The organism is Pseudomonas sp. GW531-T4 (assembly GCF_017349615.1).
GTDB classification, from domain to species: Bacteria; Pseudomonadota; Gammaproteobacteria; order Pseudomonadales; family Pseudomonadaceae; genus Aquipseudomonas; species Aquipseudomonas chlororaphis_I.
In genome coordinates, this window is sequence record NZ_JACMZT010000003.1 from 176471 (window position 1) to 193583 (window position 17113).

At 57.4% G+C, this 17113-nt stretch carries 14 protein-coding genes and 1 other RNA gene; 11 read left to right on the top strand and 4 right to left on the bottom strand.

Annotated elements, in window-relative coordinates:
* Window positions 1–20 precede the first annotated feature (20 nt).
* From J4D28_RS03685 to ssrA, 6 genes are all read left to right on the top strand, one after another.
* Entirely contained in the window at window positions 21–845 is an 825-nt protein-coding gene (locus tag J4D28_RS03685) for a (Fe-S)-binding protein (protein WP_009046915.1), read from the top strand.
* A complete protein-coding gene (locus J4D28_RS03690) occupies window positions 842–2299 on the top strand; it encodes a LutB/LldF family L-lactate oxidation iron-sulfur protein (protein ID WP_103330596.1) in 1458 nt (485 codons plus the stop codon). The genes J4D28_RS03685 and J4D28_RS03690 overlap by 4 nt, the downstream gene beginning before the upstream one ends.
* Window positions 2296–2967 carry a lactate utilization protein gene (locus J4D28_RS03695; RefSeq protein WP_016701655.1) on the top strand — a complete coding sequence of 224 codons (672 nt, stop codon included), beginning with the start codon at window positions 2296–2298 and terminating at the stop codon, window positions 2965–2967. The genes J4D28_RS03690 and J4D28_RS03695 overlap by 4 nt, the downstream gene beginning before the upstream one ends.
* A complete protein-coding gene (locus J4D28_RS03700) occupies window positions 2964–5774 on the top strand; it encodes an FAD-binding and (Fe-S)-binding domain-containing protein (protein ID WP_103330597.1) in 2811 nt (936 codons plus the stop codon). The genes J4D28_RS03695 and J4D28_RS03700 overlap by 4 nt, the downstream gene beginning before the upstream one ends.
* A gap of 291 nt (window positions 5775–6065) precedes the next feature.
* On the top strand, window positions 6066–6353 hold the full coding sequence (locus J4D28_RS03705) for a hypothetical protein (protein ID WP_103330598.1): 288 nt from the start codon (window positions 6066–6068) through the stop codon (window positions 6351–6353).
* 79 nt (window positions 6354–6432) lie between these two features.
* Window positions 6433–6824: a transfer-messenger RNA gene (gene ssrA / locus J4D28_RS03710) on the top strand.
* 401 nt (window positions 6825–7225) lie between these two features.
* On the opposite strand, the gene J4D28_RS03715 is transcribed toward ssrA, so the two are convergent.
* From J4D28_RS03715 to J4D28_RS03725, 3 genes are all read right to left on the bottom strand, one after another.
* Window positions 7226–8551 carry a hypothetical protein gene (locus J4D28_RS03715; RefSeq protein ID WP_146043821.1) on the bottom strand — a complete coding sequence of 442 codons (1326 nt, stop codon included), beginning with the start codon at window positions 8549–8551 and terminating at the stop codon, window positions 7226–7228.
* Entirely contained in the window at window positions 8551–10662 is a 2112-nt protein-coding gene (locus J4D28_RS03720; RefSeq protein ID WP_256587544.1) for an ATP-binding protein, read from the bottom strand. Before J4D28_RS03720 ends, J4D28_RS03715 begins: the two co-directional genes overlap by 1 nt.
* A 106-nt stretch (window positions 10663–10768) precedes the next feature.
* Window positions 10769–11752 carry a DNA cytosine methyltransferase gene (locus J4D28_RS03725; RefSeq protein WP_103330600.1) on the bottom strand — a complete coding sequence of 328 codons (984 nt, stop codon included), beginning with the start codon at window positions 11750–11752 and terminating at the stop codon, window positions 10769–10771.
* Window positions 11753–11836: 84 nt separating this feature from the next.
* Here J4D28_RS03725 and J4D28_RS03730 point away from each other — a divergent pair, with 84 nt between their 5' ends.
* The 4 genes from J4D28_RS03730 to J4D28_RS03745 all read left to right on the top strand — a co-directional run bounded on the left by J4D28_RS03730 (window position 11837) and on the right by J4D28_RS03745 (window position 14579).
* Window positions 11837–13030 carry a restriction endonuclease gene (locus J4D28_RS03730; protein WP_207246393.1) on the top strand — a complete coding sequence of 398 codons (1194 nt, stop codon included), beginning with the start codon at window positions 11837–11839 and terminating at the stop codon, window positions 13028–13030.
* A 3-nt stretch (window positions 13031–13033) separates the two neighbouring features.
* The gene (locus J4D28_RS03735; protein WP_103330602.1) at window positions 13034–13489 is read left to right on the top strand and encodes a very short patch repair endonuclease; all 456 of its coding nucleotides are present in this window, start codon (window positions 13034–13036) and stop codon (window positions 13487–13489) included.
* A 425-nt stretch (window positions 13490–13914) separates the two neighbouring features.
* Window positions 13915–14289 carry a DUF6124 family protein gene (locus J4D28_RS03740; protein WP_103330603.1) on the top strand — a complete coding sequence of 125 codons (375 nt, stop codon included), beginning with the start codon at window positions 13915–13917 and terminating at the stop codon, window positions 14287–14289.
* 14 nt (window positions 14290–14303) lie between these two features.
* Entirely contained in the window at window positions 14304–14579 is a 276-nt protein-coding gene (locus tag J4D28_RS03745) for a hypothetical protein (protein WP_103330604.1), read from the top strand.
* A 76-nt stretch (window positions 14580–14655) separates the two neighbouring features.
* Here J4D28_RS03745 and J4D28_RS03750 read toward each other — a convergent pair whose 3' ends face one another.
* On the bottom strand, window positions 14656–15873 hold the full coding sequence (locus J4D28_RS03750) for an SGNH/GDSL hydrolase family protein (RefSeq protein ID WP_103330605.1): 1218 nt from the start codon (window positions 15871–15873) through the stop codon (window positions 14656–14658).
* Between the two features lie 109 nt (window positions 15874–15982).
* Between J4D28_RS03750 and J4D28_RS03755 the strand changes: the two genes are divergently transcribed.
* Window positions 15983–16888: a LysR family transcriptional regulator gene (locus tag J4D28_RS03755; protein ID WP_103330606.1), complete on the top strand. Its 906-nt coding sequence runs from the start codon at window positions 15983–15985 to the stop codon at window positions 16886–16888.
* Window positions 16889–17113 lie beyond the last annotated feature (225 nt).

The window sequence follows — 17113 nt, forward strand, 5'->3', positions numbered from 1 at the left end:
ACCACCCGGAGACACGCCTGATGAGCGAGCTTTTTTACAACGCCGTGCCTAACGCGACCCGTGTCGCACCGCCCTTGGCCGAACCGCGCCAGTACCCCAGCGAGAAGCCGTCGCGGGTCTACCTGTTCGGCACCTGTGTGGTCGACCTGTTCTACCCCGAAGCGGGGATGGATGCGATTCACCTGCTCGAGCGCGAAGGCATTCGCGTGGAGTACCCGCAAGGGCAAAGCTGCTGCGGACAACCGGCCTACACCTCGGGTTACACCGAACAGGCGCGCACCGTGGCCCGCTCGCAACTGGCGCTGTTCGCCGGCGACTATCCGGTGGTGGTGCCGTCGGGTTCCTGTGCGGGGATGATTCGCGAGCACTATGCGGACTTGTTCAAGGATGAGCCGCAGACCTTGAAGCAGGTGCAGGCCCTGGCCGAGCGCACCTACGAGCTGGCGGAGTTCCTGTTGCACGTGTGCAAGGTGCAGCTCAAGGACAGTGGCGAGCCGATCAAGGTGGCACTGCACACCTCCTGCTCGGCACGGCGTGAGATGAATACCCACCTGCACGGTCGTGAGCTGCTGGCACAACTGGGCAACGTGGAGCGGGTAGAGCACGACCACGAAAGCGAATGCTGTGGCTTTGGCGGGACTTTCAGCGTCCGAATGCCGGACATCTCCGGCGCGATGGTCGCGGACAAGACCCGTGCGCTGAAGGAATCCGGCGCCCACCAGGTGCTGAGCGCCGACTGCGGCTGCTTGATGAACATCAACGGTTCGCTGGAGAAACAACGGGAAGCGCTGCGCGGCCAACACCTGGCCAGCTTCCTCTGGCAGCGTACCGGAGGTGCCGCATGAGCGCCCCGGAGCTGATTCCGACGACCAACGTGTCGGACGATTTTCGCACCCGGGCCCACCAGGCCCTCGGTGACCAACAACTGCGAAACAATTTTCGCAGCGCCATGGATTCCCTCATGGCCAAACGTGCGGCGTCGTTCAGCGATGCCCACGAACGCGAACACCTGCGGGCCCTGGGCAATGCGATCAAGGCCCGTGCGTTATCCAAGCTGCCCGACCTGCTCGAGCAACTTGAACAGAACCTGACCCGCAACGGTGTGACAGTGCACTGGGCGGAAACGGTGGACGAGGCCAATGGCATCGTCCTCTCGATCATCCGGGCTCACGAGGCGCGGCAAGTGATCAAGGGCAAATCGATGGTCAGCGAAGAGATGGAGATGAACCATGTCCTCGCTGAACAAGGCATTGAATGCCTTGAGTCGGACATGGGCGAGTTCATCGTCCAGCTCGACTTTGAGAAGCCTTCACACATAATCATGCCGGCGATCCACAAGAACGCCGGTCAGGTCGCGTCCTTGTTCCACGACAAACTTGGCGTGGAGTACACCAAGGACGTTGACCAACTCATTCAGATCGGTCGCAGGGTCCTGCGGCAGAAATTCTTCGAAGCGGACATCGGCGTCTCCGGCGTCAACTTCGCCGTGGCCGAAACCGGCACCCTGCTGCTGGTGGAAAACGAAGGCAACGGCCGCATGTCCACCACGGTGCCGCCCGTGCACATCGCCGTCACCGGCATCGAGAAAGTCGTCGAGAACCTGCGCGACGTGGTGCCGCTGCTGTCGCTGCTGACCCGCTCGGCGCTGGGCCAGCCGATCACCACCTACGTCAACATGATCTCCGGCCCGCGCCAGGAGCATGAACTCGACGGCCCGCAGCAAGTGCACCTGGTGCTGCTCGACAACGGCCGCAGCCAGGCCTTCGCCGACAGCGAATTGCGCCAGACCCTGAACTGCATCCGCTGCGGCGCCTGCATGAACCATTGCCCGGTCTACACCCGTATCGGCGGCCACGCCTACGGCGAGGTCTACCCCGGCCCCATCGGCAAGATCATTACCCCGCACATGGTCGGCCTGGCCAAGGTGCCGGACCATCCGAGCGCGTCTTCGCTGTGCGGCGCCTGCGGCGAAGTGTGCCCGGTGAAGATCCCGATCCCGAGCCTGCTGCGCCGCCTGCGCGAAGAGAACGTCAAGGCTCCGGACAGCCCCCACCAGGTGATGCGCGGCCAGGGCAGCAAATACTCGCGCAAGGAACGTTTCATCTGGAACGCCTGGGCCCGGCTCAACAGTTCGCCGACCCTGTATCGCCTGTTCAGCCTGGCGGCCACCCGCCTGCGCGCGCTGACCCCGAGCAACGTCGGCCCCTGGACGCAAAACCACAGCGCACCGAAACCCGCCGCCCGGTCCTTGCACGACCTGGCCCGCGAGCATCTGGCCAAACAGGGAGAACGTCGATGAGCGCCAAACAGAACATCCTCGGCAAGCTGCGCAGCAGCCTGACCGGTACCACGCCGATTGTGGATAACTTCGATGAGGCGCTGGTCACCGAGCCTTATACCTACAGCCCGGAACAGCGCATCCCGCAGTTGCGTAAGCAGATGGAAGCGGTGCACACCGAAATCCACCAGACCACCGGACAGGACTGGCCGGCGCTGCTCGCCCGCCTGCTGGGCGAGCGCCAGTTGCCGAGCCTGCTGATCGCCCCGACCACGCCCCACGGCCAGCGCGTCAGCCAATACTGGGCCGAGCATCCCGGGCTGCCGACGTTGAAGGCCTACGATCGGCCGGTCGAGCAATGGAAAGCCGAGCTGTTCAACGACACCCCGGCCAGCCTCACCACCACCCTCGGCGCCATCGCCGCCACCGGTAGCCTGATCCTCTGGCCGACCCGCGAAGAGCCGCGGCTGATGAGCCTGGTGCCGCCGGTGCATTTCGCCCTGCTCAAGGCCAGCGAGATCCGCGACAACTTCTATCAGGTCCAGCAGGAATACGCCTGGGCCCAGGGCATGCCGACCAACGCGCTGCTGGTGTCCGGCCCGTCGAAGACCGCCGATATCGAGCAGGTGCTGGCGTACGGCGCCCACGGCCCGAAAGACCTGGTGGTGCTGATCCTGGAGGACCAATGAGTCTACCGGCGGCTTTTCTGCGTGATGCGCAACAACTGATTCCCCAGGAGCGGCGTTTCGACGATCCGCTCTCCACCCTGGCCTTCGGCACCGATGCGAGTTTTTATCGACTGATTCCGCAACTGGTGATCCGCGTCGAGTCCGAAGACGAAGTGGTGGCCCTGCTCAAGCTGGCCCAGCGCGACCGGGTTCCGGTGACTTTCCGCGCCGCCGGCACCAGCCTGTCGGGACAGGCCATCAGCGACTCGGTGCTGCTGGTACTCGGCGATAACTGGAACGCCCGCGAGATCCGCGACCAGGGCCAGCAGATCCGCCTGCAGCCGGGGGTGATCGGCGCCCAGGCCAACGCCTGGCTGGCGCCGTTCGGGCGCAAGATCGGCCCCGACCCAGCCTCGATCAACGCCTGCAAGATCGGCGGCATCGTCGCTAACAATGCCAGCGGCATGTGCTGCGGCACCGCGCAAAACACCTACCACACCCTGGCCGGCCTGCGCCTGGTGCTGGCCGACGGCACCCGCCTGGACACCGAAGATGCCGCCAGCGTCGCGGCCTTTCGCAGCAGCCATGGCGAGCTGCTGGAGCGCCTGGCCACCCTGGGCCGCGAGACCCGCGCCAACAGCGAGCTGGCGGCGAAGATCCGCCACAAATATCGCCTGAAAAACACCACCGGCCTGTCCCTCAACGCCCTGGTGGATTTCGATGAGCCGCTGGATATCCTCAGCCACCTGCTGGTGGGCTCCGAGGGCACCCTCGGCTTTATCAGCGCGGTGACCTACGACACGGTGGTCGACCACCCGCACAAGGCCTCGGCGCTGATCGTCTTCCCGGATGTGGAAACCTGCTGCAACGCGGTGACCGTGCTGAAAAGCCAGCCGGTGTCCGCCGTGGAACTGCTCGACCGCCGCAGCCTGCGCTCGGTGCAGGACAAACCTGGAATGCCGGCCTTCGTCCAACAGCTGTCCGCCAATGCCTGTGCGCTGTTGATCGAATCCCGCGCTGCATCCTCCGCGCTGCTGCAGGAACAGCTGGCGCAGATCATGGCGTCCCTCGCCGCTTTCCCGGTGGAGAAGCAGGTCGATTTCACCGAAGACCCGAAGGAGAACGCCAAGCTCTGGGCGATCCGCAAGGACACCTTCCCCGCCGTCGGCGCGGTGCGCAAGACCGGCACCACGGTGATCATCGAAGACGTGACCTTCCCGGTGGAACAGCTGGCCATCGGCGTCAATCGCCTGATCGCGCTGTTCGACAAACACCACTACGACGAGGCGATCCTGTTCGGCCATGCGCTGGAGGGCAACCTGCATTTCGTCTTCACCCAGGGCTTCAACAGCGCCGAGGAAGTGGCGCGCTACCAGGCCTTCATGGATGACGTGGCGCAGCTGGTGGCGGTGGAGTTCGGCGGCTCGCTGAAGGCCGAGCACGGCACCGGGCGCAATATGGCGCCCTTCGTCGAGCTGGAATGGGGCAGCGATGCCTACCAGTTGATGTGGCAACTCAAGCGCCTGCTCGACCCCAACGGCATCCTCAACCCGGACGTGGTGCTCAGCGAAGACCCGCAGATCCACCTCAAGCACCTCAAGCCGCTGCCGGCGGCCGACGAGATTGTGGATAAGTGCATCGAGTGCGGTTTCTGCGAACCGGTGTGCCCGTCCAAGGGGCTGACCCTGAGCCCGCGCCAGCGCATCGTGATCTGGCGCGATATCCAGGCCCGCAAACGCGCCGGCATCGACACCAGGGAACTGGAAGCGGCCTATCAATACCAGGGCCTCGACACCTGCGCCGCCACCGGCCTGTGCGCCCAACGCTGCCCGGTGGGCATCAACACCGGCGAGCTGGTGAAAAAGCTGCGCGGCCAGCACGCCACCCATGCCAAGGCGGCCGATTGGCTCGGCTCGCACTTCGCCACCACCTTGCAGGGCGCGCGGTTCACCCTGCATGTGGCCAACGGTGCGCGGATACTGCTGGGGGCGCCACGCCTGGCCAGGGTTTCGGCGGCGCTGACCAGGCTGTCCAAGGGCCAGGTGCCGCAATGGACCAGCGCCATGCCCCAGCCGGAACGCGCCATTCGGTTCAGCCCGGCGATCAGCGACCAGCGGCCACGGGTGGTCTATCTGGCGGCCTGTGTGTCGCGGGTGATGGGCCCGGCGGCCGGGGACAAGGAGCAAAGCTCGCTCTACGACAAAACCCGCGGCCTGCTGGAAAAAGCCGGTTACCAGGTGGTGATCCCGGACAATGTCGACAGCCTGTGCTGCGGCCAGTCGTTCGCCTCCAAGGGCTACGCGGAACAGGCCGAGCACAAGCGCCAGGAACTGATCGGCGCCCTGCTCCACGCCAGCCGCGGCGGCCTCGACCCGATCTACTGCGACACCAGCCCCTGCACCCTGCGCCTGGTGCAGGACCTGGGCGACGTGCGCCTGGACCTATACGACCCGGTGCGCTTCATCCGCACCCACCTGATGGACAAGCTCGAGTTCACCCCTCAGGAAGCGCCGGTCGCGGTGCACGTCACCTGCAGCACCCAGCACCTGGGCGAGAGCCAGGCGCTGATCGATCTGGCGCGGCGTTGCAGCAACAACGTGGTGATTCCGGAAGGCATCCATTGCTGTGGTTTCGCCGGCGACAAGGGCTTCACCACCCCGCAGCTCAACGCCCACGCCCTGCGCACCCTCAAGGACGCGGTGCAGCACTGCAGCGAAGGCCTCTCCACCAGCCGCACCTGTGAAATCGGCCTGAGCCAGCATGGCGGGATCGACTACCACGGGCTGGTGTACCTGGTGGATCGGGTGACCCGGGCTAGAACGGCTTGATCGGCATATACCAACTGTAGGAGCGAGCTTGCTCGCGATGGGCGTGAGAGCGCTGCATTTACCCAGTAAATACGCGCTACCGTTAACGACCATCGCGAGCAAGCTTCGCTCCTACACAGGCATTAGGTGTTGCCCGCATGTTCAGTGGTCGTGACGCCGGTCAGAAAAATAGAACCCTGCCCCACCACCGCAGTCCACAGATCGAGCTTCCCAAAACGGGAATTTCCCGAGAACTCGGCAGTCCGTGCTGATCGCCAGCAGCGCCTGGCCCTTCAGTTCAAGGAGACGCATATGAAACGTTCTGTACTGTCAGGCCTGTTCGTCACCGCTTCGATCCTGGCCTCCCCCAGCTTCGCCGGGAACCAGGAAGACCTGTGCCAGATGAACCTGCAAACCATCCGCGACGCCCGGACCAGCATCCAGGCCGCGGACCTGCAGGCCAACATCGACGCCACCGTGCAACAAGCCCAGGCGGCCCAGGCGAAAAACACCGAGGAAGGCACCAAGGAATGCATCGCCCTGACCACCCGCGCGATCCAGACCATCCAGAACAGCGCCAAGGGTGAAGGCGGCGGCTAACCGGCCCCGCCTTCGGGATGGCCTTGCGGGCCATTTTGGCGTAGACTGTACAAACCTGCTGGTAATGCACAGCAGGTTCGGGGCCGTTTAGGATTCGACGCCGGTTGCGAAACTTTAGGTGCATGCCGAGTTGGTAACAGAACTCGTAAATCCACTGTTGCAACTTCCTATAGTTGCCAATGACGAAACCTACGGGGAATACGCTCTCGCTGCGTAAGCGGCGCTAGCCTTCCTTCTGGTACCTTCGGGTCCAGCAATCATCAGGGGATGTCTGTAAACCCGAAATGATTGTCATACAGAACAGAATCGCCGTGCAGTACGTTGTGGACGAAGCGGCTAAAACTTACACAACTCGCCCAAAGCACCCTGCCCGTCGGGTCGCTGAGGGTTAACTCAATAGACACGGCTACGCATGTAGTACCGACAGCGGAGTACTGGCGGACGGGGGTTCAAATCCCCCCGGCTCCACCAAACAAAAAAAAGACGTCTTCGGACGTCTTTTTTTGTGTCTGAAATCCAGTAAAACAGCGGGCACCGAAAGTGCATGTCCGCCGTAGATCGGGCCCCTGACACTCACTGCAAAAGCCAGATCGCCAATCTGGCGCTAAAGCACACGACTTCGAAGGGAGCCTAGTCAGCCACAGCATATGTTCAATGACCAGCACTTCTCTCAACAAACATAGCTTGCTCATGCGGACAAGGACAAAATGTATACGCCGATACCAGCCAGAATCAGTCTCCCAAGCAACTGCGCCGAAAGCGGTCATTTGGGCGCAGCCCTCTTTCAGCGACTGTTTTGGCGGACAGCAACTAGCGACATGGCATCGACGATCATAGACTGACAGTCTTGCCCTTCATAAAATCAATCTTCTTTATGAAAACAAGGAGATAATTCCTGGACGAGACTGATGATTCCTCAATTTGAACAGCAGATCATTTAGAATTTGCTCCCGCAGTCTATAGATTGGCCTAGCGTCAGAAATGACACTAACTGGAAATACCAGAAGCGAACCTGCATTAAATAGCAAGACCCTGTCCTCATCATCTATTGAGAATATGGGTGAAACCCATAAAGACTCTGGCAAAGGCGCATCACCAGAACGAGGATCACGAACTGCTGAGCACGCGATCTCTAAACCCAAAAAATAGCTAAGCATCTGTGGTTTTTTTTGAGCATAATCACATGCAGCTTGGCTTTGCAGTAGAACCCATTTCGCCCCATCAAGAACCTTTAAGTTTTTAATACCAAAGCACCGTGTTACTACCTCGCCCAACTTTAAGCCAAAGTAGCCTTCGATGCTTTCTTTTAGTTCCCCCTCTAGGATAGAACTATAGGGGACTACGACCCCTCTATCTATCGCACTCAACCTCTCAGTCGAAGTTGACACATTAATAAATTTATTGATTCTGCCAATTTTTTCAGCCGAAATAACTTCACGATCCTGGGCAGAGAACGCACTTTCCCAAATTCTTAAATCTTCGGGAGCACTAGCAAAAAAACCTAACCTATCGGATAGAATCGGTAATAAAACCTCATTCAACGCGTAAAATCTATCCTGATCAACATTCTTCGCCCCTACCGCAGCTATGGCAAGGGAAGCCATCACACCCTTAATTTGTTCAGCCCTTCCTTCTGACAATTCAATTAGCTGAGCAACAGTGTTAGCCGCAGCGGACAAAACATACTTCTCCCAAAAAAGCAAAGCACTAGCTTGTGGATGGCTCGCTAACAGCTCATCCACCTTAACTCTGAGCCCTCTAGGATTGGAAACTAAAAACCCCCTATCAGACTTGGATAAATGCTCAACCTTTGGTAGAGGCATAACGACATATGGTCTTGGTATTGTTTTATCCAGGCGCTCGCAAATGTATGAGTACAACCCAACTCCAGCATCACTTTCACTAGCCTCGTCTGGGTGTTGACTCCAAACTATAATCGCGTATGGCCCCTGAGGCCCCATCTGCTCCAAGCAACTCACAATAGTGCTGAAGTGCTTTTCCGGAGTACCAACCGCGTCCCCAAGCAAATGGAGATCAAAAAATATAACCCTTGCATCTGGACAGGCCTCTAGCCCTCCCTTTTCTGCATCAAATAGAATACCGAGACAGGCAACTCCAGTCTGTGAAAGAGCGTTCGTCAACGCATCCAGCTCATCTTGCTTATCATCGACTGCAACTATCCTTGGAGCTGGCAACATTATTTGGCTTCCTTGAATATCAAAGCTATTACAGCACCATCAAAATCTGCTGGCAATTCAACTTCTTCCTTATCAGGAAAAGCGAGCAATCCACCACTGAGCCCCATAGCCAAGTTGGCATAATAGAGCCCAAGCCCCATCCCTGCGGCCTTACGGGTGAAGAAAGGGCGCACCATATTTTCAGCATCATCCTGAAAGCCAGGACCATTATCTGCAATAATAATCGCGGGCCCCAACTCAAAATCATTAGATATGCCAATGTATAGCTTTCTGTTGGAGGCCTCCGACTCTGGCCATCTGACCTGAAGCCAGTACAAAGCGTTGTCAATAAGATTAACAACTGCGTTGAGAACCAACCCAAAAGGAAATATCGAATTGAAACCTTTTTCCTCAGTCTCAAGGAATGGACATTCCAGTTGAACTTTATGAAAGCGCATACGGGACAGATTCAGGTCACGAGCACGTAAAATCAGTTTTCTCGCATCATGCGCTTTTTGATCGTCGCGACGTAATAAACCAGAGAAACCATCTAACAACTTGGTAAGATCCTTGGCCTGACGTGCTGCACCTTGAATATCTGCTCCATCTTCGATGGCGCGGTGCAATGTCCTCACCCCGCGCTCAACTTCATGGAACACCACTGCCAAATTAAGACCAGACATACCAGCAGCCAGCAGCGTTTCCTGCATGGAATGATAGTCTTCTTCAAGTTTATTTATATAGGGCTCAAAAGTTTCTAATACGCCATGTTTTCGCATGGCCCCTCTCAACTCCTCAATAGGCCGTTCAACATTAACAGCAACAGGATCAGAGCTTTTACTAATTACTTTCCTGACTCGTTCCTTATCAATATCCCGTTCTGTCTCAAACACAGCCAGACTGGATAAAATCAGATTTTCAAGATGTTGCATTGCATCATTCTCAACAAATCCTTCACGATTAGTTTTCTCAAGCAATGCATTTGAATCTCTCAGAGAGATATGTATAACCCCAATAATAAGATTATTACTAATTTTACGAGTTGGCCTATTTACACGTCTAAGATCCAACCCCAACCAATCAACACCCGGCTCACCATAATTGTAAACACGAATTCCATCTCGGTAAATTCTAACTCCGCCATTTTCATCAAGATAATCCGTAAGCATCTGAACGTCAGACATGAGCTTCAGAACTTCACGCTCACGATCATATACGTAAAACTCACCCTTAATAGGTCCTACGCCGAGCAAATAGTCCTTATCAGCAAGAAGCCTCTGTTTGCTGCTACCTTTAGGCAGAAGGAGACCAGCATTAGTTTTACTAACCTTTCTTCCTTCCAGATTGATCCCTGGAATAGGCCTGAACTCATAGCTCCATGTGATTTCACCCAATGCGGAAATATCGAAGTTAAATCTCCATGGCGCCCGACTCAGAATAGCATCTGTATCCAGAAGCCCCCTCAACCACTCCTCATGTCCGGGAACATCCATAGTTGCCACAAAGGACTCTGGCCCTTCAAATGGCGAGCAGATAGATGTTATTTGCTTATAAAGGCTTCGCACCTCCCCACGCTTCCAACTTTTATTACGCAAATCACTTATTTCAATTAAAGTACCGGTATCATCACCAACAAATATCTCAGGGGATCGCTGTTTTATTGTTATTGGCGCCTCATCCAAGAAAGGCTGATCAATAATGTTTTCCCAATTAATTTCAACAACGTACTCAGGCAACCCTGCCGCCCTAGTAGTCAATCGGATCAAGTTCCCCAACTTATGAACAGCGAACCTACCAAGCCCTTTTTCACCCAGTGGAAGTCGGTTGTACTTACCTCTTCTGATCAACCCCTCCCGCTGAGCCTTTCTATGATCATTGCCTGGCACAAGCCATACATCTTGAATCGTCTGGAGCGACATTCCATCACCGTCATCTTTGACGATAATTTCTGGATTATCCAAATCTGAGAGATCTAATACTACAGAGACCTCGTTAGCACCAGCGTCATATGCATTCTTTACAAGCTCAAAAACTGCTAACTTATGACTTCCAATTAACTCATCCCCAAGCAACTGAAGTATTCTAGCTCGAGGACGAAATGGCTGTTTAAATTCTTCTTGATAGCTGCTCACTCGAATCACCTAATGCTAGAAGCAGAAAAAGCCTCACTGGGAGGCTTTATATAATCGTGAAAGGTGGTGCTTGTCATCCGCTACAGTCCATGTAGAGATTAAGGTATCAGGCTGCCTTTTCAGTTTGTACAGTATCCGAACTGGCCTTCAGCGACGCAACAATCGCTTCCATTACAGGAGAACATACCGCATTCCCCATGAGCTTGACCTTATCCCTTCGACTGACTTGAGGAAAACAATAGCTCTCGGGGAATCCCATCGCTTTACGAAGCTCTTCGGGCTGGAGCATACGCATCATGTGGCCTTCCGGAGTGGGCTTCACATAGGCGAAGCGATCTACTGTAGTAATAGTTCGGAGTGGTTCGCTCATTCGCTGCCAGCCACCAGCACCATCGGTGCCGTAGTAGACGATCAGAAAGGCCTTGTCCGGACCGAGCTCAGCAATAGCTCGATCTGCACGTGCGAGCGTATCTTTAGCCCGGCGCTCAATTCTGAGCGGGGTCATCTTGTAGGTCTCCTCAGGTGCAAGGATGTCCCACACCGTCTGGTAACAAGGCCTCAGCGGCTGAATCGGCTGCGGCTGCTCAAGCAGATCCGCGATCAAGAATAGACGGCGGCGGCGCTGGCCGACACCGAACTGAGAGGCGTCGATAATCTGTTCATGCACCTTATAGCCAAGGCGATGAAGCTCGGCCTTAAGTTCGTCATAACGGGCCCAAGGCTTCATATGGACGACGTTTTCCAGAGTGATCCAACGCGGCTTCAAGACTTCGGCGTAGCGGATAACCTGGAAGGCGGTGTCCCTGCTTTCTTCCGAGCGTGGTTTAGCACCACGGGCACAGGTATGGTGGGTGCACTCAGGCGATGAGATGAGCAAATTAATGGGGCCTGTCTTGGACAATACCTGCTCAGGCGTGAGGATACGAAGATCTTGTTCGAAGACATGAGCATCCTTGAAGTTGAGTTTGAAGGACTCTACAGCCGCGCCCCACAAGTCGACCCCACCAACGATTTTGGCCCCCGCGTCCCGAGCCCCCAAGCTGGCACCACCAGCACCGCAGAACATGTCAAACGCACGAATTTCTTCCATTGGGGAAATCTTCCATTTAATCAGTCTGGCCAGGCTACCAGGTTCCCGACACCATTCAACCAATTTTATGATCAAGGACAGTCAATGAGCGACAACAACTTGGTGTGCTCCCTGGATGAGTTGGAAAATTCTGATCTACTGATCGATGCCCGCTACGCAGGCAGCCGCAACGGCAACGCAAGCGATGATCCGTTGACCAAGCTGCTGAGTCTGAGCAACCAGGGAGGCTTCCGAATCCGTGGGACCCGCAAGGATCCGAAACTGATCACTCTGATCTCAAGCATGGAAGACCCAGACTGGCCCGATGAACTAGACCTTTCTACAGGGGTATTCACCTATTACGGGGACAACAAGCAGCCAGGCCGAAGACTGGATGAAACACACCGCTATGGCAACAACCTACTTGAGCTGATTTTCAGTCGCTTAAATGCGGGAGAGCGAGAGAAGGTCCCCCCGATTCTGGTCTTCACAAAAGCTGGTATCTACCGCGACTTGATTTTCCGCGGGCTTGCCGTTCCTGGGACCATTGGAAGCACACACAATGATGACCTAGTGGCCGTCTGGCACACTACAAAAGGACAACGATTTCAAAACTATCGGGCGACCTTCACGGTGCTTGATCTACCATGCGTCCCCCGCGCCTGGCTGCGCGACATAATCCATGACGGGGTGGCCGGATGCGACAGTAAGCATGCCCCAGAGAGGTGGCTGAAATGGATCAAATCCGGACAATACACTCCCCTGATCACCAAGCGCTCACAGCCTATTCGCTCCAAAAAGGAACAGCTCCCCTCCTCCAAGCACGACGCAGCGCTACTGGCAGCGCTGCACAAGTACTTCCAAAACGATCCATATGCGTTCGAATTTTGCGCAGCTCACGTGGTCAGGCTGTGCCTACCCAACACAGTGGAGCTGGATATGACCAGACGCTACCGGGATGGGGGGCGGGATGGAATCGGCAAACTACGAATCGGCCGACCAGAGTCGTCGATTCTGGTGGACTTCGCAATCGAGGCGAAATGCTACGGTCCTGGAAACTCGGTTGGCGTGCGCGAGGTGTCACGTTTGATTTCCCGGCTGAGGCACCGTCAGTTCGGAGTTCTTATAACTACGTCCTGGGTACATGAGCAAGCCTATTCAGAGATCGTCGAAGATGGTCATCCGGTGATGCTTCTCACAGGCAAGGACATTATCGAACTGCTCAAGGCAGCTGGACTCAACACACTAGACGCTTTGAGCAAATGGCTTGAGTCAACCTTTTCACTCAGTAAGACATGACCCATGTGCGCCGACATCCTAACTCCCGAAGAACGCTCCCTGATGATGGGGAAGATCAAGGGGCGAAACACCAAGCCAGAACTGATCGTACGCTCCCTTTGTCACGCCTTGGGGAGTCGCTTTCGACTGCACCGGAGGGATTTACCGGGTTCCCCTGATCTAGTCTTTCCCAAATATCGACTATGCCTGTTCGTGCACGGATGTTTCTGGCATCGCCATCCGGGATGCAAGTACGCCTATACACCGAAGACCAAACAGGACTTCTGGCTGCCGAAGCTGCATCGGAATGTGGAGAGAGATAAGGAGAAGGAAGAGTCACTCAGAGCGTTGGGTTGGCGTGTTGAAATCATTTGGGAATGCGAAACCAAGCGCCCCGAATTACTGGAGCCCAGGTTAAGAGAGATTCTGAATTTAGCCCTCCCCTCCAAAGCTTTATCAAGTAAGAATAAATTAGCTTAACTGGATCCTGGCGACAGAATACGACCAAAATATGAACAGAACACAGAGCGAATGATGTTCTTTCATGGGGGCCTTTACAGCTTTAAAAAACAACTTACCCAGAATCTTTCGTACACACAAAGCAGACATTCCTTACAGCCTTTAAGCCCTCAATGAACTGCCACAACTAAAAACGCTGAGATAACCTCCAAGAGTCGCGAATACCAGCGATCGGCTTTGACAGGCCAAAAAAGTGTAACCTTCCGCACCGCTCCAAAAGACGGCATGCTTTCGCACGCGCAGTTCTCTATGGCGGCTGTGCGTGGGGCATCCTTGGATGCGCCGGGTTCCTACACTTCCGGTCTGTCAACCCGCGTACAGCTGCCACCCAATCCTGTTTGACAGCAGGGAGTGGCCGCTTCTTTCGACAGTGTAGGAGCTTGACCATGAAGAAGATCACGCCCAATCCGCCCTGCCCCAGCGCCTCCGATTTTTTCGCGAGCCTCGTGTTTTCAGAACCTTCAAAACTGGATGCCATCAGCCAGCCAATGCTCGATGTTGAGTCAGCAGCGCAGGACGGAGACTCGCATTCACTCTTTGTCCTGACACCCAACATCGATACGGAAACGCTGTTGGTGCATACCCGCGAGAACCTTGCCTCGCTCAATGCGCTGAGCGACGACCTGATCGCCGGACTCGGAGGCCAGCAGCGCAGCAAAGCTCTGGCAATCCAACAGTTCGTCATGCTGAGCGAGTTGTTGATAAACAGGGCTCTCGAACAGGTTGCCCCGTCTCATTCAACACCTGCTCATGCAGCCTGAATGGAGAAGACGCCATGGTCCGCTACATGCCCATCACCGGCCTGGACTGCACGATCCCAGCCTTGCTTATCGACACGGAAGCTCCTCTGGACGTGTTACATGAAAACGCGGCCTATCGCATCCGTTGCGCCACCCAACTGCTAGAGCAACTGGCGACAGACAACAATCTGCAAAGCAATGCCGTCACCGTGAGCGAACTGGCACAGCTGTTAGTGATCCCCCTGCGTGACGGTTGTGACTTGCTGGATATCATCGGGCGACGTTTACAAGCCGAGGTTCTCTCGGCGTGAGTAAATAGGGCGGCTTCCGAGCCGCCCGCGTTCATCAAGACAGCCCCCATTTTCTCCCCCCAAACACCTATCGCCCTCAAAAAAGCACCTGCAAATCCACCCCCTCCGCCATCGCCCTGTTCCCCGCATCCCCCGGATGCAGGTGATCGCCCGAATCCATAAGCGGCAACAACCGAGTCGGATGCCGCGGATCGCGAGTCATCTGGTCGAAATCGATCACCGCATCGAATGCCTGGCTGGTGCGTATCCACTGGTTAAGTGCCTGGCGCAGTTGTTCCTTCGGGGCGCTGTGGTAGTGCTCGATGATGCTGCCCTGCAGGGCGTCTTCGAAGGGCAGCAGGGAGGTGCCGATGATGCGGAGGTTGTGGCTATGGGCCTGATCGATCAGTTGTCGATAGCCGGCGATCAGCCTTTCCAACGAAGGCAGGGGCGCGTTCGGCGCAAAGGCGGTGCCGGGCCAGCTGATGTCGTTGATCCCCAACATCAGCACCACGCTTTTCACTCCGGGTTTGCTCAGCACGTCGCGCTCGAACCGCGCCAACGCGCTGGCGCCCATGCCATCTTCGAGCAGGCGCGCGCCGGATATGCCGCCGTTGAGCACCGCGACGTTCTCGCTGGCTAGGCGCTGGGCGAGGAAGTCGGGCCAGCGTCGGTTGCTGTCCAGGGTCGAGCCGTTGCCGTCGGTGATGGAGTCGCCGAGTACCACCAGGGCACGGCTGTCGAGGGGGGCGTCCACCAGGATGTCGCTGAGGAACAGCCGCGCCTCCACCTGTTCCTTGCCTGCCAGCCGCTGCGCATTGACCTGGTTGCCCGGGCTGATAAACGCGGTTTGCTTGCCGTCCCAATGGAAGGTGGTCAGCGGCGTGCGCTGTGGCAGATACAACGAAACCAGCAGATCGCCGAGGGCCGGCACCGCCAACGCTACCGGGTCGCTGGTCCGGGTTTCGCCCGGCGCGATGCTGACCTGTTCTTCGCCGCCGAACTTCAGGACCTGACTGGCGCCCTCCGGGGCAGCGACCCGCGCCGCGCCAATCAGCAGAGGCTGCTTGCCATACTCGTTGGACACCACCACCCGTACCTGGCTGCCGCCGACGCTGACGCGTAGCTTCTGGTGAAGGGTGCTGTCGGCCAGGGCCTCGGGAATCCGCGTGGGCAGCGGCAACTCGTTGCCCCAAGTCGGTTGCGGACTGGCCATCCAGGTGGTGAGCCAGTTGTCCTGGGCCAGGGCAGGACCTGCGGCCAGCAGGGCCGTGACGATCAGCGGCAGGGAAAATCGCGCGTGCAGGGCTTTCATCCGGGTAGCTCCTTGAGGCAGTAAGGCTGAGGCGAGCCAGATTGCTCCATTCGAAATAACCGTGATAGAAGGCATAACTTCATATAGCCCATTCCGATATCGAATACCCATGGACAGCCTCAAAGCGATGCACTGCTTCGTCCGCGCCGTCGAGCTGGGCAGCCTGTCATCGGCCGCCCGCGAGCTGGGCAGCACGCAACCCACTGTCAGCAAGCTGGTGGCGGCCCTGGAACAGCAGTTGGGTACCCGCCTGCTCACCCGGGGCACCAGCGGGCTGACGCCCACCGAACAGGGCAAGCGTTTCTACGAACGGGCGAAAGCCGTGCTGGAGGAATACGGTGAGGCTGTGGCCGAGGTACGCGGCCTGACCGAGCGCCCCGAAGGCGTGCTGCGGGTCAACGTGCCGGTGAGCCTGGGGGTGCTGCACCTGAATGCGTTGCTGCTGGCGTTCATGGCGCAATACCCGGACATCGAGGTGGAGCTGATCCTCAACGATCGCTTCGTCGACCTCACCGAGGAGAACGTCGACTTGGCCCTGCGCCTGGGCGGTGACTTGCCGCCAAACGCCATCGCCCGACGCATCGCGACGTCGCCGCGCTACCTGGTGGCGGCGCCGGAATACCTGCGCCAGCATGCGCCCTTGAACAGCCCGGCCGACCTGGGCGCACACAACTTTCTGCGCTTCGCCTGGTTGAGTTCGGGCGACCGCCTGGAGCTGAGCGGCCCGAGCAGTGAGAAGGTCAGCGTCACCACGCAAGGGCGCTACCGGAGCAACAGCTCATTGGCCATTCGCGATGGCGTGCTGCAGGGTGCTGGGCTGTGCATCACCCCGGCCTGGCTGGTCAGCGACCTGCTGGACAGCGGGCAACTGGTGCGGGTCCTGCCCGACTGGAGCGGGCCAGCGAACGAGGCGTTCCTGATCTACCCCGAGCGCCGCTACCGGCCCCTGCGCGTGCGCTTGCTCATGGAATACCTGGCCGAACGGGTACCGCAGCTACCCGGCTTCATTGCCTGACCCGATAAACATCGATACCTGCCCCGGACACGATCAATGGCCATTACGATCCCCTTTTGGCCAACCCCGTGCTGTGAATCCCAGGGGCCGTCGGCAAGAATCGAACCCGGACCGCTGACTCAGTGACCCAGGCTGTCACCAGAACCGCCCTTGTGAACCTTGACCCTCTTTGTCCTTTGCCCTTTTAAAGGACCGCCTGCCGCGTACAGAACATAAAAACCATTC